A 20222-nucleotide genomic window follows, 5' to 3' on the forward strand; every position below is an offset into this window, starting at 1 on the left:
GGGTGGTGCGTACGTTGCTCAGCGCGAGGTGTCGAAGACCTCGTCGCGGGTGGCTGCCAGCGCGCTCTCCAATGCGCCGCGCAGCACGGGGTGTTCATGGACGTCGCCCACGACGAGCCGGGGCCTGGCCGCGGCCAGTTCCTCCAGCTCGGACTGGACGAGTGAGCGCAGCACTTCGCCGCCGGAGGCCAGCGAGGCGCCGCTGAGGACGACGAGTTCGGGGTCGAGGACGGAGACGAGTGAGGCGAGACCGGTCGCCAGGCGGGTCGCGTATGTCTCGAGGAGCAGCCGGTGCAGGACGGTGTCCTCCGCGGCGGCCCGCCCGACGAGGGTGGCGGCGGCCTCGGCGTACGGTCCCGAGGGGATGTCCGCGATGCCGAGTTCGCGGGCGAGGTGGGGGATGGCCTGTGAGCCGGCCAGCTCCTGGTAGCCGCCACTGTTGGCTTTGGTCACCTGTCGGACCAGCGGTGCGCCGGGAACCGGCAGGAAACCTACCTCCCCCGCGCCGCCGGTCCAGCCGCGGTGCAGCCGGCCGCCGAGGACGAGGGCGGCACCCAGACCCCCTTCGTTCCACAGCAGCACGAAGTCCTCGTGCCCCCGGGCCGCCCCCAGTCGCTGCTCGGCGACGGCGACGAGGTTGACGTCGTTCTCGTACTCGACCGGCATCGGCAGGGCGGCGGCGAGTTCGTCGAGCAGCGTGGGGGAGTGCCAGCCCGGGAGGTGGGAGGCGTAGCGCAGCCGTCCGGTGCCCGGGTCGAAGGCGCCGGGGGTGCCGATGACGAGCCGGTGGAGGTCGGCGCGGGCGAGCCCGGCCGCCTTCACGGCACCGTCGAGGGCGTCGGTGACCTGCTGGACGACGGGCCCGCTGGGGCGCCTGCCCGGCGTCGGCAGCTCGTACTCGCCGACCGTGCGTCCGGTGATGTCGGCGACGGCGGCGAGGATGCGTTCGGGGGTGACGTCGAGCCCGGCGGCGTACGCGGCGGTCGGGTTGACCGCGTACAACTGGGCGTTCGGGCCCGGGCGTCCCTCGGTGGTGCCGGTCACGAGGACGAGTCCGGCGGACTCCAGGCGGGCCAGGAGCTGGGAGGCGGTCGGCTTGGAGAGGCCGGTGAGCTTGCCGATCTTCGTGCGGGACAGGGGGCCGTGGGCCAGGAGGAGGTCCAGGGCGGCACGGTCGTTCATGGCGCGCAGGACGCTCGGGGTGCCCGGCGTACCGGCGGTTCCTGCCATGTGTCCACACCTGCCTTTCTGAGCCGCCCAGCTTCTCAGTGGCGGGGGAGGGAAGTCCATCGGGGTCCCCTGTGGACTCCCGTCGACCACCGCCGCCAGCCACTGTTAGGAAAGTTTCCTATTGCGGTGCTCAGGAAGGTAAGCCCGGTTCGGAGGGGGCGTCAAGGGAGGTCGCGCACGGCAACAGAGTCGTAACCGTGCAGGGGGTGATGTGGTGGCTTCGACCGCACGCCCCGCACACCAAAAGGCGGCACCCGGAACGATTCCGGATGCCGCCTTCCTCGTAGGTGCTGCTACTTCGTCGGGCTCGACGGGGTGATCGGTGAAGCGGCCGCTGCCTGGGGTGACGAGGTGTTCGAGTAGGCCGACGGGGCCGACATGCCTGCCGTCGGGTCCGCGTCGGTCTCCTGCTCCACCTGGAGGGGGAGACCGCCGACGATACGGATGCCCTCGGCGTCGAAGGCGCGCTTGATGCGCCAGCGGAGTTCGCGTTCGACGGTGAGGGACTTGCCGGGCATGGTCTTGGCGGAGACGCGGACGACCATCGAGTCCAGGAGGACGCTGTCCAGGCCCAGGGTCTCGATCGGGCCCCAGAGCATCTCGTTCCAGGGGTCTTCCTTGCTCATCGTCTCGCCGACCTGGGACAGGACCGCCTTGACCCGGTCGAGGTCCTCGGAGGGGCGGACGGTGACGTCGACGCCGGCCGTGCTCCAGCCCTGCGAGAGGTTGCCGATGCGCTTGACCTCGCCGTTGCGGACGTACCAGATCTCGCCGTTGTCGCCGCGGAGCTTGGTGACGCGCAGGCCGACCTCGATGACCTCACCGGAGGCGACACCCGCGTCGACGGTGTCGCCGACGCCGTACTGGTCCTCGAGGATCATGAAGACGCCGGAGAGGAAGTCCGTGACCAGGTTGCGGGCGCCGAAACCGATGGCGACGCCCGCGACGCCGGCCGAGGCCAGCAGCGGGGCGAGGTTGATCTCGAAGGTGGCCAGGACCATCAGGGCCGCCGTGCCCATGATCAGGAAGCTGGCCACCGAGCGCAGGACCGAGCCGATCGCCTGCGAGCGCTGGCGGCGCCGCTCGACATTCACCAGGAGGCCGCCGAGCGCCGTGCCGTCCACGGCCTGGGCCGTGCGGTTCATGCGCTCTATCAGCTTGGTGATCGCGCGGCGCACCACCACTCTCAGTACCGCCGCTATCACCAGGATCAGCAGGACCCGGAGACCGATCGCGAGCCAGGTGGACCAGTTCTGCTCGATCCAGCCGGCTGCGTTGGTCGCGCTCTCCTGGGCGTCCTGGATCGAGGGGACCGACGGGGTCGTCTCCGAGGGGGACGGCGTCGGCGACGGCGACGAACCGGCGGCCAATAGGACGGCGGACAAGGACACGGCAGGTACCTCCAGGTGCAGGTTCCGCCCGCCGGTAGGCAGTAAAGATCACGGGAAGGTCACCGGACGGGCAGGCCAACCACACTATCGGGGCATCGTGTGTGGATCGTTGCAATGTTCGAGGGAGGAAAGCCGCCGACCCGGGCATGAACAGGTGGGATGAACCGCCCGTGATCCGGGGGATGAATTCAGATGTGGTCGAAAACACTCCCAGCCCGTTACCGGGACATGGTGGCGCTTCCACCAGGCATGAGGGGAGACTGACTACAGATCGTCCCGGCGCGAGCCACGCGCCGCCGACGCACAAGGAGGCATCCGTGCCGCATGTCCTGGTCCTCAACGCGTCGTACGAGCCGCTCGGCGTCGTACCGCTCCGCCGCGCGCTCGTCCTCGTCCTCGAGAACAAGGCCCAATGCCTCGAGGAGTCCGGCGCCTTTATGCACAGCGCAACCGTCACAGTCCCCGCACCAAGCGTGGTCCGGCTCAAGCGATTCGTCCGGGTTCCCTATCGGGGGCCCGTTCCTCTTACCCGGCGGGCGCTCTTCGCGCGCGACGGAGGCCGGTGCATGTACTGCGGTGGCGTCGCAACCAGCGTCGACCACGTCATCCCGCGCAGCCGCGGGGGCAAGCACGTCTGGGACAACGTGGTGGCGTCCTGCCGCCGCTGCAACCACGTGAAGGCCGACCGACATCTCTTCGAGATCGGCTGGCGGCTGCGCCACAAACCTGCTCCGCCCACTGGCCTGGCCTGGCGCATCATCGGGACCGGCCATAGGGATCCGCGCTGGCTGCCCTACTTGCAGCCATACGGCGCGGAGGACGCCATGGCCCGGATCGACGGCGCTATTTCAGCCTGACGATCCGGGCCTTCGCATTGCCCCGGCCGGGCGACGGTACGGCCGGGCATACGGCACGCCTTGAGCCGGTCCCGGGGGTCCCCCGTGCCCCCGGGACCGGACGTCTTACGTGTAGCGCAGCTCCCCGGGGTGCGCCGAGCGGCGTAGCAGGGGCAGCGAGGTGGCCGCGGCCAGCAGGCAGGTCGCGTACACCGCGAGCGGCACCAGCAGGGCCGCGAACGAGGACGGGGCGAAGACGTCGCCGACGAGACCTCCGTATCCGACGCCGAGCACCAGGCCGCCCAGTCCCGCCAGCAGCAGCGCCGGCGCGAGCGGCAGTGCCGTCTCCAGCAGCAGCGCCCGGCCGAGCACCGCCCGCGGCACACCGGCGGCGGTCTGCGCGGCCAGGCCCCGGCGGCGGGTGGCCAGTGACTCGGCGGTGCCGACGGCCAGGGCGCCCAGCGTGATCGCGAGGGCGACGAGGATCGCGGCGGCGGTGAGGTTCAGGCCCGTCTCGTAGAAGGACATGCTGGAGGCCGTGTGCTCCATGTCGTGCAACTGGGCGAGCAACCCCTGCCGTACACCCACGAAGCCCGTCCCCACGACCGTCACCAGCAGCACGGCCGCATGCGTACGGGCCGCCGCCCACGGGTCGTCGTGCAGCCGCTCCGCCGCGATCAGCACCGCCGGGTTCTCCGTGCGGGCGGCGAGGTACCGGCCGGTCAGCCGGGCCGTGAACCCCGAGAGCCAGACCGAGACCACACCGACCAGCACCACCGCGGCGCAGACCGTCAGCGGAACCATCGCGAACCCGATGAGGGGGTTGTCCCGGTACGGCGTGAAGGCCACAAGCAGCACCAGGACGGCGAACGCCGGCACCACCACCGCCAGCGCGAGCCCCGGCCGCCGCGTCGTCCGCACCCGGCGCACCCAGCCCAGCGGCGAGGCGATCACCCGGCGCAGCGCCAGCGCGCTCACCAGCGCACCCAGCACCGGCACGGCCGCCCCGACCAGCACGAACCCGGCCCAGGCGAGGGCCGGCGGCTCCTCCCACTGGCCGAGCACGACCAGCGCGGAGGCGAGTACGGCGGCCACCGACCCCACCAGACAGGCGAGCCCCACCTCCAGCGCGGCGATCCGCCGCACCTGTGCCGGCGCGGCACCCGCGAGCCGCAGCGCGGCCAGCCGCCGGTCGCGGTGCACGGCACCGATCCGGGCGCACTGCCCGAGGAACCCGAGCACGGGGATCAGCAGCAGCGCCAGCGCGAAGACCACGCCCGTCCGCTCACCGGGGTGATTCAGCAGGCCGCTCGCGAAGGGGATCGAGTACTGCCCCTCGATCGACGCGATCGCCACGGCCACCAGCCCGAAACCGGTCGCGAGCCCCGCCCCCAACGCCGTCAGCACCACCCGCCACCACTCCCGCCGGTCCGACCCCCGGCTCAACAGCCAGGCCAGCCGCAGATCGGCCCTCACGCCGTCACCTCCAGTGGTGTGACGGTCCCGTCGCTGAGTCGCACCTCGCGGTCCGCGTACGCCGCCACCTGTGCGTCGTGCGTGATCAGCAGGACGGCGGTGCCCGCCTCGCGGGACGTGTGGGTCAGGGCCGTCATCACCTGCTCGCTCGCGAGGGAGTCCAGTGCACCGGTCGGCTCGTCCGCGAAGACCACCTTCGGGGCGGTGACCAGCGCCCGGGCCAGCGCGGCCCGCTGTGCCTGGCCGCCGCTCAGCTCGCCCGGTCGCAGCGCCTCCTGCCCCCGTACGCCGAACCGCTCCAGCCACTCGCCGGCCCGCTCCCGCGCCTCGGCCCGGGTGCTTCCGGCCAGCATCAGCGGCAGGGCGACATTGTCGAGCGCGGTCAGTTCCGGGATGAGCTGGCCGAACTGGAAGACCACGCCGAAGTCGGTACGGCGCAGCTCGCTCAGCCGCTTCTCGGGCAGCGTGTCCAGCCGCTCCCCGTCGTACGTCACCGCGCCCTCGTCCGGGCGGACCAGCCCCGCCAGACAGTGCAGCAGCGTCGACTTCCCGCTGCCGCTGGCGCCGGTCACGGCGAGGATCTCGCCGGCGTGCAGCTCGACCGAGGCGCCGCGCAGGGCCTCGGTCCTGCCGTGCGCCTTGGCGAGGTCACGGGCCGCCAGGAGCGGCACTGGGTTGCTCATGCTGCGTCTACCTCCGCGGTCAGGGTGGTGAGCCGGGCCGCCGTCGTGGTCATCCAACGGAGGTCGGCGTCAAGGTGGTTGAGGGCGTAGTCGGCCGAGAGGACGGTCGCGAGATCGGCGCCCGGGGAGGTCTTGACCGCCGTGAGCTCGCGCATCCGCTCCATGTGTGCGGCGCGTTGTGCGCGCAGATAGGTCTCGGGGTCGCCGCCGGACAGGATCGCGACGACGACCTTGGCGAAGATCTCGTTCGTCACGAAGGGCGCGGGCGGCGCGATCTCGCCCGCCCACGCGGCGAGTTCGCGCGCACCGTCGCCCGTCGAGCGGTACATCGTGCGCTCCGGACCGCCGTCCGAGTCGGTGCCCTCGACCTCGGCGAGACCGTCGCGGACCAGGCGCTGGAGGGTCGTGTAGACCTGTCCGTAGGCCAGCGGACGGGCCTGTGGAAAACGTTCGTCGTGGCGTCGCTTGAGGTCGTAGCCATGGCTCGGCCCCGCCGCGAGCAGCCCCAGGAGGAGATGGCGGGTGCTCATGGGTATCAGTATGCACTCGCTACATGTACTGAGTGAATAGTGATCTGCGAATTTGTGGGTAAGAAGTTCAGGGGTCGGGGCGGGTGATGTGTGACTAGGCGCACGTCGTCCGGCCAAGGACGTCTGGTCCGGCGCCCGCTGGGTAGGGCTGCGGTTACCCGTACGAAGCCGCACCCGCCGTACTCGACAAGGAGGCCCCCGTGGCCGCATCGGCACACCTTCTGCTCTCGGCCCTCTCCAAACAGGAGGCGGAGCAGTCCGCCGCACCCGATCTCCATGCTTGCGTCTTCAGCGCGGAGGGCGCCTGCGCCGAGGCCCCGCTGACCAGCGAACCCCCGCTGCCCGACGCGGAACCCCTCACCAGCGAGCCGCCGCTCGCCGACGCCGCCCCGCTGACCAGCGAGTCCGACGCCTACTCGGACATACCGACCGGAGAGCTCGACGCCTACCCGGACCTTTTCAGCCCGGAGCGGTAGATGACGGCACCCCGGTCGGCCGCGCCCCCTGACGAGGACCTCTCCCGGCTCGCCGAGCTGCACGGCGTCGCCATGTCCTACAGCCCCTCGCCCGACCGCACGGTCGCCGCCTCGACCGTCGCACTCACCCGCGCGCTGACCGCGCTCGGCGTCGACGTGAGCACCCCCGAGGCCGTCCGCGCCGCGCTCGACGCCCGGGAACGCGAACTGAGCGAACGGCTGCTGCCGCCCACGGTGGTCTGCTGGGCCGGCGGTACGTCCGCCGCCCTCGCCGCCCTCCCGGCGGGCACCGGACTGCGTATCGAGACCGAACAGGGCGAGACCCGCGCCGCCGCCGAGCAACTCCCGCCCGGAGTCCACCGGTTGACTGCGACCGCCCCCGACGGCCGCACCGCCCGCGTCCACCTGGTCGTCGCCCCTCCCCGGCTGCCCGCGCCGCCCGGACGCTCGTACGGCCTCCTCGTCCAGCTCTACTCCCTGCTCTCCCGGCACTCCTGGGGCATGGGCGACCTCGGTGACCTCGCCGAGCTGGCCGCCTGGGCCGGGCGGGCGCTCGGCGCCGGATTCGTGCAGGTCAACCCGCTGCACGCGGCCGTTCCCGGCGCGCCCACCGACCCGTCCCCCTATCGGCCCTCCTCGCGCCGCTTCCCCGACCCGGTGCATCTGCACGTCGAGGACATCCCCGAGTTCGCCTACGTCGCCGGGCGCGAGCGGGTCCGGGGACTGCTGGAGCGGGCGGCGCGGTTGCGGGAATCGGTGCTGGAGAAGGGGGAGTTGATCGACCGGGACGCGGTGTGGGAGCTGAAGCGGGAGGCGCTGGAGCTGGTACGGGAGGTACCGCTCGGGCCGGGGCGCCGGGCCGCGTACGTCGACTTCCTCGCCGAACAGGGCGAGGCCCTGGAGGACCACGCCACCTGGTACGCACTGGCCGAGGTGCACGGCTCGGACTGGCGCACCTGGCCGACAGCTCTGCGCGACCCGCGCTCGGCGGAAACCGCCCGCGCCCGGCGCGAGTTGATGGACCGCGTCGACTTCCACTCCCGGCTCGCCTGGCTCACCGACGCCCAGCTCACCGCCGCCCAGCGCGCCGCGCGCGAGGCCGGCATGCCGCTCGGGATCGTGCACGACCTGGCGGTCGGGGTGCACCCCGAGGGCGCGGACACCTGGGCGCAGCAGCGGTACTTCGCGGCCGGGATGTCGGTCGGCGCGCCGCCGGACGCCTTCAACGCCCGCGGCCAGGACTGGGGGTTGCCGCCCTGGAGACCGGACCGGCTGGCCGAGTCCGGCTACGCCCCCTTCCGCATGGTGCTGAAGGCCCTGTTCCGCTACGCGGGCGCGCTGCGCATCGACCACGTCATGGGCCTGTTCCGGCTGTGGTGGGTGCCGGAAGGGCTGCCGCCCACCGAGGGGACATACGTCCGCTACGACGCCGAGGCCATGCTCGCCGTCCTGGTGCTGGAGGCCTCCCGCGCCGGGGCCGTGGTGATCGGCGAGGACCTGGGCACCGTGGAACCCGGGGTCCGCGAGACGCTGCGTGAGCGCGGGGTGCTCGGCACGTCGGTCCTGTGGTTCGAACGGGACTGGGAGGGCGACGGCCGCCCGCTGCCCCCCGAGCAGTGGCGCGCCGACTGTCTCGCCACCGCCACCACCCACGACCTGCCCTCCACCGCCGCCCGTCTCACCGGCGAGCATGTCGAACTCCGGGACAGTCTCGGCCTGTTGACCCGCCCCCTGGAGGAGGAACGGGCGGAGGCGGCCGCCGACACCGGGGAGTGGCTGACCCTGCTGGCCCGGCTGGGCCTGTTGCAGGGGACGAGCGGAGGCATCGGCACGTCCGCCGAGGAGGCCGAGGTCCAGGCCCTCCACCGCTATCTGCTGCGCACCCCGGCCCGGATGATCGGTGTCTGGCTGCCGGACGGGGTGGGCGACCGCCGTCCGCAGAACCTGCCGGGTACGTGGGACCAGTACCCGAACTGGCGGCTTCCGGTGGCGGATGCGGAGGGGAAGCCGGTGACGCTGGAGGAGGTGGCCGGGTCGCCCAGACTGCATGCGCTCGTCGAGGTGCTGCGGGCGGCCGGCGGGCGGCACCCGTGAGCGCCCTCGCCGCTCGCCCGGGCCCCGGCGCACCTCTTACGGCACCCCGAACGCGCGCCCCCACCCGGCGTTGGATACTTTGGCCCCGTGGACAAGAAGAACGCCCTGCGCGCCGGCGCCCTGGCTGCCGGTACGACGCTGATGATGCTGCTCATGACGTCTCCCGCGCTCGCGCTCACCCGCGACGACGGTGACGACCCCGGCACGGGCCTGAGCGTCATCGAGACGCTGGGTCTGTTCGTCGTGGCCCCGCTCGCCCTGTTCGCGGTCATCGCCGGTCTGGTGATGGTCCTGGACAAGTCGCACGTGGCGCACCGGGTGACCATCCCCAAGACCAAGGACAAGGCCGGCTCGAAGGCCTGACCTGACCGGGCTTCCCGCAGGCCCTCGCGCGCTCTCCAGGGCGCCGAACCCGCCGTACGCACGGCGGGTTCGGCGCCCTTGCCGTGTTCCGGGGCGTCACGGCTCACGGCGTCACGGACTCGGCGCCGTCAGATACCTCTGCACCGTCGGCCCCAGCCACGCCACGATCTCCCCGCGGCTGAGCGCGACGGCCGGCGGGAACCTCAGGACGTACCGGGTCAGCGCCAGCCCGAGCATCTGCGTCGCCACGAGCGCGGCCCGCGCCGGGATCTGCTCGGGGTCGGGACACACGTGCCGGGCGACCGGCAGCAACTGGTCCCGGAAGATGCCCTGCATCCGCTCGGCCCCCGCCTGGTTGGTGGCGCCGACCCGGAGCAGCGCCGTGAGCACCTCGTTCTCCTCCCACATGGTGAGGAAGTGCCGCACCAGGATCTCTCCGACGTCGTGCCGGGGCAGCGCGGCGAGGTCCGGCAGCTGGAGATCGACGGAGACCACCGCCGCGAACAGGCCCTCCTTGTTGCCGAAGTAGCGCATCACCATCGACGGATCGATGCTCGCGTCCTTGGCGATGGCGCGGATGGTGGCCCGCTCGTATCCGTCGGTCGCGAAGCGCTCACGGGCGGCGGCGAGGATCGCGGTGCGGGTGGCGTCGGAGCGGCGGTGGGGGGTGCCGGTTCCGGAATCTGTGCTGCCGCTGTTGCTGACTCTCATGCCAACGACTGTAGGCCAACATGCGTAGGCCAACAAGTGTTGACAGGGTTCGAGGCCCGCTCTACGTTGGTCAACGAGCGTTGGTCAACAGTTGTTGGCAAACAAGCGTTGGCGCCCAGGAGGCCACCATGAACGGCAACGGCAACGGCACCACCCCCTCCGTCATCGTCGTCGGCTCCGGCCCCACCGGCCTGCTCCTCGCCGGTGACCTCGCCACCGCCGGCGTCCCCGTCACCCTCCTGGAAAGGCGCCCCCACAAGATCAGCAACCTCTCCCGCGCCTTCGGTGTGCACGCCCGCACCCTGGAGCAGCTCGACGCCCGCGGTCTCGCCGACCCGCTGCTCGCCACCGGCGACACCATCACCGGCCTGCGCCTCTTCCGCCGCCTCTCGCTCGACCTGGGCACACTCCCGTCCCGCTTCCCGTTCCTGCTGATCACCCCGCAGTACGAGGTGGAGCGGCTGCTGGAGCGGCGGGCGCGCGAGGCCGGGGTCGACTTCGCGTACGAGAGCGAGGTCGTCGGGCTGCGCCAGGACGAGGGCGGCGTCGACCTCGATGTACGCGGCCCGGACGGCACGGTCGTCACCCGCCGCGCGGCCTACGTCGTCGGCGCGGACGGCCATCACAGCGCCGTACGCCAGGCGATCGGCCAGCCTTTCCCCGGCGTCTCCGTCATCAAGTCCCTGTTCCTGGCGGACGTCCGGCTGGCGCAGCGGCCCGAGGGCGTGCTCACCGTCAACGGCGCGGGCGACGCCTTCGCGATGATCGCCTCCTTCGGCGACGGCTGGTACCGCGTCATGGGCTGGAACCGCCGCAACGAAGTGGCCGACGACGCCCCGCTCGACCTCGACGAGATCAAGGAGGTCACCCGCCGCGCCCTCGGCACCGACTACGGCATGCATGACGCGCGCTGGCTGTCCCGTTTCCACAGCGACGAGCGCCAGGCGCCGGAGTACCGGGTCGGCCGGGTCTTCCTCGCCGGGGACGCCGCGCACGTCCACTCACCGGCCGGCGGCCAGGGCATGAACACCGGCCTCCAGGACGCGGCCAACCTCGGCTGGAAGCTCGCCGCGGCCGTCAAGGGCCGGGCACCCGCGGGCCTCCTCGACACCTACCAGGCCGAACGCCACCCCGTGGGTAAGGCGGTGCTGCGCAGCAGCGGCGGTCTGGTCCGGCTGGCCCGCGCACAGAGCCCCGTACTGCGCGCCGCACGCGGCCTCGTCTCGGCCTTCCTGAACGTGTCCCGGCCCGCCCAGCGCAAGGCCCTCGCCCAGATCTCCGGGCTCGGCTACAAGTACCCCGCCCCCCGCGGCTCCCACCGCCTCACCGGCACCCGCGTCCCCGACGTCGCTCTCAGGAGTGGCCGCCTCTACGAAGCCCTGCGCGGCGGCCGGTTCGTGCTGATCACGCCAGAGGAGTACGGGGAGAGCGGCGCCCGCGAGGACCGGCTGGCCGTGGAGCGCTGGGCAGGCGACCGCCGTACGACCGTGCTGGTGCGCCCCGACGGATATGTGGCCTGGGCGACGGACGACGCGGACAGCGAGGCGCTTGAGGCCGCACTCGCCGCCCACCTGGGCTGACCTCGACCTGCGATCGATCTTTCACTTTCACTGAAGGGAATCATCGAAAAGATTCGATGGACCTGACAGGTCGCGCGCTGCGACGGTAGATCCACCGCGATCACCGCGATCACCGCCCAGCGAAAGGACCTCTGTGGCCGTCATAGCCGACCGGACCACCCCTTCCCGTACGGCATCGAGGGCGGCCCCCGTGCTGGGGGTCGCCCTCGCCGCTCTGGCCACCCTCGTCTGGTCCGGCAGCTTCGTCACCTCCCGGGCTCTGGGCGACAGCGTGCCGCCCGTGCAGCACGCCTTCTGGCGCTGGGTGGTGGCGCTCGCGGTCGTCGCCCCCTTCGGCGCCCGGCAGGCCTGGCGGCAGCGGGAGCTGATCCGGCGCCACCGCGGCTATGTGGTCCTCGCCTCGCTCCTCGGCGTGACCGTCTACAACACGCTCGTCAACCAGGCCGGAGTGTCCACGCCCGCCGCCAACATGGGCATGATCATGGCCGCGGCGCCGGTGCTGATGGCGGTGTACGAGCGGGCGAGCGGCGTACGGCTCGGCGCGCGCCGGGTGGCCGGGCTGCTGATCGCCTGCTCGGGTGTGGTGCTGCTGGTGGGCGGAGGAGCCGGCTTCGCGGCGGGCGACCTCTGGATGATCGCCGCGGCCTGCAGTTTCGGCGCGTACAGCGCACTGCTGCGCCGCAGGCCCGCCGAACTCGGCGGCGCCGCCTTCCTGTTCACCACGTTCCTCGTCGGCACCGTCCTGCTGCTGCCCGCCCAGGGTGTGAGCCTCGCCGTGCAGGGCGGCTTCGAGCCGACGGCCCGAACGGTCCTGCCCCTCCTCTACGTCGGCATCGCCTCCTCTGCCCTCGCCTTCTTCGCCTGGAACACGGCGATCGCACTGGTCGGCCCGACCCGCGCCGGCGTCGTCTACTACCTCCAGCCGGTCTGCGTGGCCCTGCTGTCCTGGGCGCTGCTCGACGAGTCGACCGGCCCGGCGCAGGTGCTGTGCATGGCGCTGATCCTGGGCGGGGTCGTGCTGGGCGCCGGGTCGAGTCGCACCGCCGGATAGGTTGCCGCCATGGTCGAGTGGGACATCCGGAAACTTCAGATCCTGCGGACGCTGCGGGAACAGGGCACCGTGACGGCGACCGCCGAGGCGTTGCGGATGACCCCGTCGGCCGTCTCGCAGCAGTTGACCAACCTGGCCGGACAGCTGGGGGTGCCGCTGCTGGAGGCACAGGGGCGGCGGGTGCGGCTCACGGACGCGGCCCGGCTGGTGCTGCGCCATGCCGAGGCGGTGTTCGAGCAACTGGAGCGGGCGGACGCCGAGTTGGCGGCCCATGTGCACGGAGAGGTCGGCGAGGTGCGGGTCGGTGCCTTCTCGACCGCGGTGCCCGCCCAGGTCGTACCGGCCGTACGGGCCCTTCGGGCCGCGCATCCCGGGGTGAGCGTGCGGGTGCGGGAGGCCGAGGCGGGTCAGGCCTACGAGTTGCTGGCCGCCGGAGAGGTGGACCTGGCCCTGTCGCTGGCGGCCCAGGCGCCGAGCGCCGCGGACCCCCGGTTCACCCGGCTGCCCCTGCTCGCCGATCCACTGGACGTCGCCCTCCCGCACGACCATCCGCTCGCCTCCGCCGAACCGCTGCGGCTCGCCGACCTCGCCGCCGAGCCGTGGATCTTCGGGGGGAGCGGGCCCTGGTCCGACATCACGAGGGGGGCGTGCGAGGCGGCCGGGTTCAGCCCGTATCAGGGGCACTCGGCGGCCGGGTGGACCGCGATTCTGGCGATGGTGGAGGCGGGGATGGGGGTGGCGCTGGTGCCGCGGATGGCGGCGGTGCCGAGGGAGGGCGTGGTGATGCGGGAGTTGGGCCGAGACCGGCCGGTCCGGTATGTGGTGGCGGCTGTGCGGAAGGGGGCGGAGGAGAGGGGCGCCTTGCGGAGGGTGCTCGGGGCATTGCGGGAGGTTGCTGAGGGGCTGTCCGGCTAGGGCACTTGCTTTGGCGCAGGGTGAGCGCCATGACGGAGAGCCCCAGGTGCTCCCTCGAAGGACACCACCTCCCCGACCGTCTCGTAACCCACGGGGTACGGACCATCAGTTCGGACAGAGCAAACGTGCGGTTACCGGTCTCGGGGGGATCAAATCCCTGATAGGCGGTGCAAATTGCGGGGCAGGCGAGCCATCGCCGCGGGGCTGCCTACCGGCAGGCCGCCCGCCCCCACAGGTGCTCATTCAGATGGATTAGGGGGAGGTTGTGGAGGATGGGCTGGAGGTGGAGGCAGGGGGCGTTGCGCTGGGCGACGGCTCAAAAGCGAAGGGAACACAAAGCCGATGATGCCTGCTCCAGCAGCCCCGATCAGAGCGGACAGCAGAACGCCCCAGCCGATACCGGAGTCGAAAAACTCCGGTGGTCCTGATACAACGCCTCCGAAGATGCTCATAAGGAGTGCTCCATGCCAACGACGCCGCAGACTAGGCCAGTTTCTTCTCATGGCAGCGCTCCTCTCTTCCCGTTGAGGGCCTGCGAGACGGCATACGCTCGCAGGCCCTTGTCACATGGTGTCTGTTACCTCACAGGTAGCGTCCGAGCCAGGCGCTGGCTGGGGTCGCACCGAGCGCTCCCCAGATTGTTCCGTTGATGAAGGCATCGGTGCGATCCTCGTTGTTGCCGCCGAGTGCGGCTGATCCTATGGCTGCGCCGGATCCTGAGCTGAGGCCGACGATGACTGCTCCGGCGACGATGCACCCGACGCCTGTGGAGCACAGGGCCGCTGTAGCTGCAACGCCGACTACGGTCCCGACGGCTCCTCCCAAGCCCTCACCGATGTCCGACCACCCGAACAGGCCGGTGGGGTCGATGATGTTGGTGGGATCGCCGGAGGCGTAGAGGTACGGGTTGGCTTCGAGGCCGGCCGGATCGGGCTGGGTGAAGCGTCCGATGTTCGGGTCGAGGTAGCGGGCCTTGTTGTGGTAGAGCCCGGTCGGGTCCTGGTAGCCGCCCGCGAAACGGTAGGGCTGCGGGACCTGTTCGGTGGCGTCGGTGATGCCGTTGGGGCTGTAGTAGTACCAGTTGGCCTTCTTCCCCTGGGAGTTGGCCACGGCCTCGACTGTGCCGAGGGCGTCGGTGAGGTAGTAGTACGTCTCGCTCTTGGTGCGGAAGGAGTGGAGGTTTCCGGACGGCTCGCGGGTGAAGTTCATGTCCACCCCGGCCTCGGTCTGGGCGGAGAGGCCGACCGGCCCGTGGTGGAAGCTGGTGTCGCCGAACTGCGTGCGCTCGGACTGGTCGGTGGACGCGTAGCGGCCCTCTTACTCCTTGCCGCTCTGGCTCATGGAGGTGAGCTGGGAGAAGTCGTTCCACTGCCCGCCGGAGCGTGCGGTGTCCGTAGTGGGGTTCGCCGCGGTCTCGTTGCCCGCCTTGTCGTAGGACCAGCCATCGGTGCTGCCGTCGCGGGCGGTGAGCTGAGAGGCGTCGTTGTACGTGTAGGCACTGCCTCCGGGGCAGGTGTCATCGGCCTGAACACTACGCAGGCCAGGTAGGTTGCCGTTCTGGGAGGTGAGGTTGCCGGCCTTGTCGTAGCAGTACAGCCAGCTGTTGTTGACCGCCGAGCCCTCAGTTTCCTCGGCGTACTTCAGGCGTCCGACGGAGTCGTAGTCGTAGGTCCGCTTCAGGCCGTCCACGTGGTCGGTGCGGGAGCGGATCTGCGTGCCGTCCACGGTCTCGCCGCCGCTGGTGTAGGCGTAGCTGTAGGCGAGGTCGATCAGGGTTCCCTCCGCGTCGGAGGCCGCCGTGATCCGTGTCGCCCGGTTGGACTTGTCCCGCGTAACCGTCTCCGTGATGCCTGCGGGAAGGCTCGTCTTGGTGCGGGCGTCGTTGGCGTTGTACTCGTACGTCGTCTTCTTGCCCTGTGGGTCGGTGAGGGAGAGCAGGTTGTGCGTCTTGCTGTATGTGTACTCCACCGTGCCCGACGGGTCTGTGTAGGACTCGACGTTGCCCTCGGCCGTGTATTCGAGGACGGTCTGCGAGCCGTCCTGGAGAGTCCGGACCGTTTCCCGGTTGAGGGGATCGAAGTCGTACTTGGTGATGCCGGTGGCGTCCGATCGCTGCTTGAGGTTGCCGTCGCCGTCCCATGCGTAAGTGACGGTCATGTTCGTACTGGACACCTTGGTGATCCGGTCACGGTTGTCGTACACGAACACCGTCTTGATGACCCGGCCGTCGATGACGGTTTCGGGCCGGCCCGCGCTGTCGTATGTGTACGTGGTTTCGCCGAGGGGGCCGGGCAGGGTGGTCTTCGTCAGGTTGCCGTTGATGTCGTAGTGGAACTTGGTCGTTTTGCCGTTGGCGTCCTTCACCTCACATCGCTGGCCCTCGAAGCCACCGCAGGTGGGGGTGGCGGGGTTGTAGGTGAACGTGCGGGTGCCGCCGTCCGTCCCGGCCACGGTTTCCTTGGTGGTGTTGCCCGCGGAGTCGTAGCTGTAGCTGACCTCCACCCCGTCCGCGCTCGTGATCTTCCCGGGTACGTCCGCCCCGGCGATCGTCTGATAACCGGTCAGGGCGGCGGTGGCGCCGGTGGGCAGTTTCAGGCTGCTGGGGTTGGAGCGGGCGTCCCAGCCGTAAGCAGTGACGTTGGCCGGGTCGGAGCCGGTGCCCATGGCGTCCGTGGCCGTCTCGAGGTTCAGGTTGGCGTCGTAGGTACGGTCCCGGTTCCGGCCGAGAGCGTCAGTGACCTTTGTGACTGAACCGTCCACGGTATGGGTGTACTTGGTCTGGTTCCCTGCCGGGTCGGTGACGGTGGTGACCCCGGCCTCGCCCGGAGTGTCTGCGGTGTAGGCGTAGGTGTAGGTGGGGCCCGTCTCGCCGGAGCCGTCGAAGCCGGTGGCGCGCTTCATGGAGGTGACACGGTTGTTGCTGTCGTAGGTGAAGACCGTGACCCGCCCCTCCGGGGTGGTGATCTTCGTCAGACGGCGGTCGGTGTCATAGCCGAAGGAGGTGGCCTTGCCCTCGGCGTCCGTGGTCCTGGCCAGGTCCCCGGAGGGGTTCAGGTCGTAGACGACGGTTCGGCCGGTGTTGTCCTTGGCCTGCCACTGCGATGCATCGGTCTTGAGCATGTCGATGCTGCGGCCGGAGCGGGACTCGGTGAGCTTGAAGCCCTTGTGCTCGGTGCCCTCGTCGTGCTGGTCGATGAGGATGTGGCCGCCGTTGCGGTCGGTCACCCTAACCAGCGTGCCGGAAGCACTGTAGGTGTCCTTCGTGCCCGAGCCGCGCTCGGTCACCGTGTACTCGCCGCCGGAGGTCTTCTCCAGATCCAGACGGTACCCCTTGGGGGTCGTGTACGTTCCGTCCGCCTTCTTCGTGAAGGACACCGATCCAGAGAGTTGTACGTCCTCGTCAGTTGCAGCGACTTGCCGACCCCGGCGACCTGGAAGTCCGTTGCGGCGAGCATCAGGTTGCCGTTCGAGTAGTTCACCCGTGCCACGAGCGAGTCGGTCACCCGTACATCGGAGATCTGATGCCACGGCACCTGCCCCTGTCCCTCGGGCACGACCGCCTCAATCGCCGCCCTGGCGCTCCGCGGCACCTCGCCGGTGCGAGCGCGGTCCTCCTGCGCGGCACGCCACCGGGCCAACTGCTCCGAAACCTTCTCCTTGGCCGTCTTCGGCGCCTTGGTCGTGCCGACCTTCACCGGCGGCATCTTCGCTTTCTCGCCGCCCTGGCCCCACACCGAGACCGGTTTGTTCGGCTCATCAGGCGCGGCGACTGCCGGCATCGCCGAAATGGTGAGCGCAGTGACAGCTAATGAGGCGATCACGCCCCTGCAACGCTCGCACCGCTCCTGGGGTCGAAGACCAACAGACCCCGGCAACCGCTCGCGACGGTCCCGGGGTGTGGCCAACGCCACGAAGGAGCGTCGACGTTGCACTGTGTATCACAGGCACTTGAATGGATGACTGTCCGTCACCTCAGATGTGGGGTGCCATCCTCGCGAGCGCGCGCCCAACGTGCAGTGCGCCGAGGACGCCACGCTGCGCGCCTATCGCCTGTGGTTCGAGCACGTTCTCAAGTGTGATGGCTGCAAGTGCGTCAGCGCGGCGCGGGATGGCTGTGAGGAAGGGCGGGAACTTTGGGGCGTATACCGGCTCGCGCGCATCGAGAGGCCGGAGCCGGAGAGTCTTCGGCCCGCTGACTGACCGTACGAATGAGGGCCGCCCGGCGCGACAACGCCGGGCGCCCCTCATCGACGTACGAAGGACTGACTAACGAAGGGCCGGACTACGAACTACTGCTCCGCGTCCGCCGCCTGGGCCTTCAGTGCCCGCTCCACGCCCGAGCGGGACTCCGAGATCAGCCGGCGCAGGGCCGCGTTGGGCTCGGCGGAGGCCAGCCAGGTGTCGGTCTTGGCGAGCGTCTCCTGGGAGACCTGGACGGTGGGGTAGAGGCCGATCGCGATCTGCTGGGCGATCTCGTGCGAGCGGGAGTCCCAGATGTCCTTGACGACCTCGAAGTACGTGTCGGCGTACGGCGCCAGGAGTTCGCGCTGATCGGTCTGGACGAAGCCCGAGATGACCGCTTCCTGGACGGCGTTGGGGAGCTTGTCGGACTCGATGACCGACGCCCAGGCCTCCGCCTTCGCCTCCTGGGTGGGCCTGGCCGCCCGGGCGGTCGCCGCGTGCCGCTCGCCCGCCGCCGTCTTGTCGCGCTCGTACTCGCCCGCGATCTCCGCCTCGTCGAACCGGCCCACGGCCGTGAGCCGCTGGACGAACGCCCAGCGCAGCTCGGTGTCGACGTCCAGGCCCTCGATCGTGTGGGAACCGTCCAGCAGCGCATCGAGCAGGTCCAGCTGCTCCGGCGTACGAGCCGTCGCCGCGAACGCCCGCGCCCACGCCAGCTGGTGGTCGCTGCCGGGCGCCGCCGCCCGCAGATGGGCCAGCGTGGCGTCCGTCCAGCGGGTCAGCAGGGCCTCGCGGGTGGCCGGCGCCGCGTACAGGTCGATCGCCAGCTTCACCTGGCGTTGCAGCGACTGCACGAGGCCGATGTCGGACTCCTTGCCGATGCCCGACAGGACCAGGGAGAGGTAGTCGCGGGTCGCCAGCTCCGCATCGCGCGTCATGTCCCATGCCGACGCCCAGCACAGGGCGCGCGGCAGCGACGACTCGAAGTCGCCCAGGTGCTCGGTCACGAAGGCGAGCGACTTCTCGTCGAGGCGGACCTTGGAGTACGAGAGGTCGTCGTCGTTGAGCAGGATCACGTCCGGGCGGCGCTTGCCCACCAGCTGCGGTACGGCGGTCAGTTCGCCGTCCACGTCCAGCTCGATGCGCTCGTCACGGACCAGCTTGCCGCTGGCGCCTTCTGAACTGTCCAGGTCGTACAGGCCGACGGCGATGCGGTGCGGGCGGAGGGTCGGCTCGCCCTTGGCGCCGGCGGGGAGCGCCGGGGCCTCCTGGCGGATGGCGAAGGAGGTGATGACGCCGTTCGCGTCGGTCTCGATCTCCGGGCGCAGGATGTTGATGCCGGCCGTCTCCAGCCACAGCTTCGACCAGGTCTTCAGATCACGCCCGGAGGTCTCCTCCAGGGCGCCCAGCAGATCCGACAGGCGCGTGTTGCCGTACGCGTGCGCCTTGAAGTAGGCCTGCACGCCCCGGAAGAACTCGTCCATGCCGACGTACGCGACGAGCTGCTTCAGGACGCTGGCGCCCTTCGCGTACGTGATGCCGTCGAAGTTGACCAGCACGTCGTCCAGGTCGCGGATCTCGGCCATGATCGGGTGGGTGGACGGCAGTTGGTCCTGCCGGTAGGCCCACGTCTTCATGGAGTTGGCGAAGCTGGTCCAGGAGTGCGGCCAGCGCGACTCGGGGGCGTACGCCTGGCAGGCGATGGAGGTGTACGTGGCGAACGACTCGTTCAGCCACAGGTCGTTCCACCACTCCATGGTGACCAGGTCGCCGAACCACATGTGGGCCAGCTCGTGCAGGATCGTCTCGGCGCGCATCTCGTAGGCCGCGTCGGTCACCTTCGACCGGAAGACGTACTGGTCGCGGATGGTCACCGCGCCCGCGTTCTCCATCGCGCCCGCGTTGAACTCCGGCACGAACAGCTGGTCGTACTTCTTGAACGGGTACGCGTAGTCGAACTTCTCCTGGAACCAGTCGAAGCCCTGCCGGGTGACCTCGAAGATCGCGTCCGAGTCGAGGTACTCGGCGAGGGAGGGGCGGCAGTAGATGCCCAGCGGGACGCTCTGGCCGTTCTTCTCGTACACGCTGTGGACCGAGTGGTACGGCCCGACGATCAGAGCCGTGATGTACGACGAGATCCGCGGCGTCGGCTCGAACACCCAGGAGTCGTCCTTGGGCTCGGGCGTCGGGGAGTTGGAGATGACGGTCCAGCCCGTCGGCGCCTTCACGGTGAACTGGAAGGTGGCCTTCAGGTCGGGCTGCTCGAACGACGCGAAGACGCGGCGGGCGTCCGGGACCTCGAACTGGGTGTAGAGGTAGGCCTGGTTGTCGACCGGGTCGACGAACCGGTGCAGGCCCTCGCCGGTGTTGGTGTACGCGCAGTCGGCGACGACGCGGAGGATGTTCCGGCCTTCCAGAAGCCCCTGCAGGGCGATCCGGGAGTCCTTGAAGACCTCGTCGGGGTTGAGCGGATCGCCGTTGAGGGTGACCTCGTGGACGGTCGGGGCGACCAGGTCGATGAAGGACTCCGCGCCGGTTTCGGTGACGTCGAAGCGCACCGTGGTCACGGACCGGTAGGTACCGCCCTCTTGCGCGCCGGAGAGGTCGAGATCGATCTCGTACGAGTCAACGGTGAGCAGCTTGGCTCGCTGCTGCGCCTCTTCGCGAGTCAGGTTTGTGCCAGGCACGCGGTCATCTCCTCGAT

Annotated in this window: 14 protein-coding genes and 1 pseudogene; 7 read left to right on the plus strand and 8 right to left on the minus strand. The window is 70.4% G+C overall.

Annotated elements, in window-relative coordinates; translation table 11 throughout:
- Positions 1–18: 18 nt before the first annotated feature.
- Both ACIHFB_RS06980 and ACIHFB_RS06985 read right to left on the minus strand, forming a co-directional pair.
- Positions 19–1230, minus strand: coding sequence for an ROK family transcriptional regulator (locus tag ACIHFB_RS06980; RefSeq protein WP_365279377.1), 1212 nt, complete (start codon positions 1228–1230; stop codon positions 19–21).
- Positions 1231–1523: 293 nt separating this feature from the next.
- Positions 1524–2621, minus strand: coding sequence for a mechanosensitive ion channel family protein (locus tag ACIHFB_RS06985; protein WP_365279374.1), 1098 nt, complete (start codon positions 2619–2621; stop codon positions 1524–1526).
- A 317-nt stretch (positions 2622–2938) separates the two neighbouring features.
- On the opposite strand from ACIHFB_RS06985, the gene ACIHFB_RS06990 reads away from it, so the two are divergent.
- The gene (locus ACIHFB_RS06990) at positions 2939–3478 is read left to right on the plus strand and encodes an HNH endonuclease (protein WP_365279372.1); all 540 of its coding nucleotides are present in this window, start codon (positions 2939–2941) and stop codon (positions 3476–3478) included.
- 105 nt (positions 3479–3583) lie between these two features.
- Here the strand turns inward: ACIHFB_RS06990 and ACIHFB_RS06995 are convergent, their stop codons facing one another.
- The 3 genes from ACIHFB_RS06995 to ACIHFB_RS07005 are packed head-to-tail and all read right to left on the minus strand — an operon-like array spanning position 3584 to position 6146.
- The gene (locus ACIHFB_RS06995) at positions 3584–4933 is read right to left on the minus strand and encodes an FtsX-like permease family protein (RefSeq protein WP_400125728.1); all 1350 of its coding nucleotides are present in this window, start codon (positions 4931–4933) and stop codon (positions 3584–3586) included.
- Entirely contained in the window at positions 4930–5616 is a 687-nt protein-coding gene (locus ACIHFB_RS07000; RefSeq protein ID WP_365279367.1) for an ABC transporter ATP-binding protein, read from the minus strand. The genes ACIHFB_RS06995 and ACIHFB_RS07000 overlap by 4 nt, the downstream gene beginning before the upstream one ends.
- Positions 5613–6146, minus strand: coding sequence for a PadR family transcriptional regulator (locus ACIHFB_RS07005; RefSeq protein WP_365279364.1), 534 nt, complete (start codon positions 6144–6146; stop codon positions 5613–5615). Before ACIHFB_RS07005 ends, ACIHFB_RS07000 begins: the two co-directional genes overlap by 4 nt.
- A 200-nt stretch (positions 6147–6346) precedes the next feature.
- On the opposite strand from ACIHFB_RS07005, the gene ACIHFB_RS07010 reads away from it, so the two are divergent.
- The 3 genes from ACIHFB_RS07010 (at position 6347) to ACIHFB_RS07020 (ending at position 9079) form a co-directional block, all read left to right on the plus strand.
- Entirely contained in the window at positions 6347–6622 is a 276-nt protein-coding gene (locus ACIHFB_RS07010; RefSeq protein WP_365279361.1) for a hypothetical protein, read from the plus strand.
- On the plus strand, positions 6623–8716 hold the full coding sequence (gene malQ / locus ACIHFB_RS07015) for a 4-alpha-glucanotransferase (protein ID WP_400125731.1): 2094 nt from the start codon (positions 6623–6625) through the stop codon (positions 8714–8716). It begins immediately after the preceding gene.
- Between the two features lie 87 nt (positions 8717–8803).
- On the plus strand, positions 8804–9079 hold the full coding sequence (locus ACIHFB_RS07020) for a hypothetical protein (protein ID WP_365279355.1): 276 nt from the start codon (positions 8804–8806) through the stop codon (positions 9077–9079).
- Positions 9080–9190: 111 nt separating this feature from the next.
- On the opposite strand, the gene ACIHFB_RS07025 is transcribed toward ACIHFB_RS07020, so the two are convergent.
- Positions 9191–9790 carry a TetR family transcriptional regulator gene (locus tag ACIHFB_RS07025; RefSeq protein WP_365279352.1) on the minus strand — a complete coding sequence of 200 codons (600 nt, stop codon included), beginning with the start codon at positions 9788–9790 and terminating at the stop codon, positions 9191–9193.
- Between the two features lie 128 nt (positions 9791–9918).
- Here ACIHFB_RS07025 and ACIHFB_RS07030 point away from each other — a divergent pair, with 128 nt between their 5' ends.
- The 3 genes from ACIHFB_RS07030 to ACIHFB_RS07040 all read left to right on the plus strand — a co-directional run bounded on the left by ACIHFB_RS07030 (position 9919) and on the right by ACIHFB_RS07040 (position 13336).
- Positions 9919–11370 (plus strand): FAD-dependent monooxygenase, encoded by a 1452-nt coding sequence (locus ACIHFB_RS07030; protein ID WP_365279349.1) that lies wholly within the window; start codon positions 9919–9921, stop codon positions 11368–11370.
- A gap of 142 nt (positions 11371–11512) precedes the next feature.
- Positions 11513–12421: a DMT family transporter gene (locus tag ACIHFB_RS07035; protein WP_365279588.1), complete on the plus strand. Its 909-nt coding sequence runs from the start codon at positions 11513–11515 to the stop codon at positions 12419–12421.
- A gap of 9 nt (positions 12422–12430) precedes the next feature.
- Complete coding sequence (locus ACIHFB_RS07040) at positions 12431–13336, plus strand: LysR family transcriptional regulator (RefSeq protein WP_365279346.1); 906 nt, start codon at positions 12431–12433, stop codon at positions 13334–13336.
- Positions 13337–13918: 582 nt separating this feature from the next.
- On the opposite strand, the pseudogene ACIHFB_RS07045 reads toward ACIHFB_RS07040, so the two are convergent.
- Positions 13919–17040: pseudogene (locus tag ACIHFB_RS07045) on the minus strand (RHS repeat-associated core domain-containing protein).
- Positions 17041–17625: 585 nt separating this feature from the next.
- Positions 17626–20205 (minus strand): aminopeptidase N, encoded by a 2580-nt coding sequence (gene pepN / locus ACIHFB_RS07050; protein ID WP_365279335.1) that lies wholly within the window; start codon positions 20203–20205, stop codon positions 17626–17628.
- Positions 20206–20222 lie beyond the last annotated feature (17 nt).

This window comes from Streptomyces sp. NPDC051963 (assembly GCF_044593495.1).
Taxonomy (GTDB): domain Bacteria; phylum Actinomycetota; class Actinomycetes; order Streptomycetales; family Streptomycetaceae; genus Streptomyces.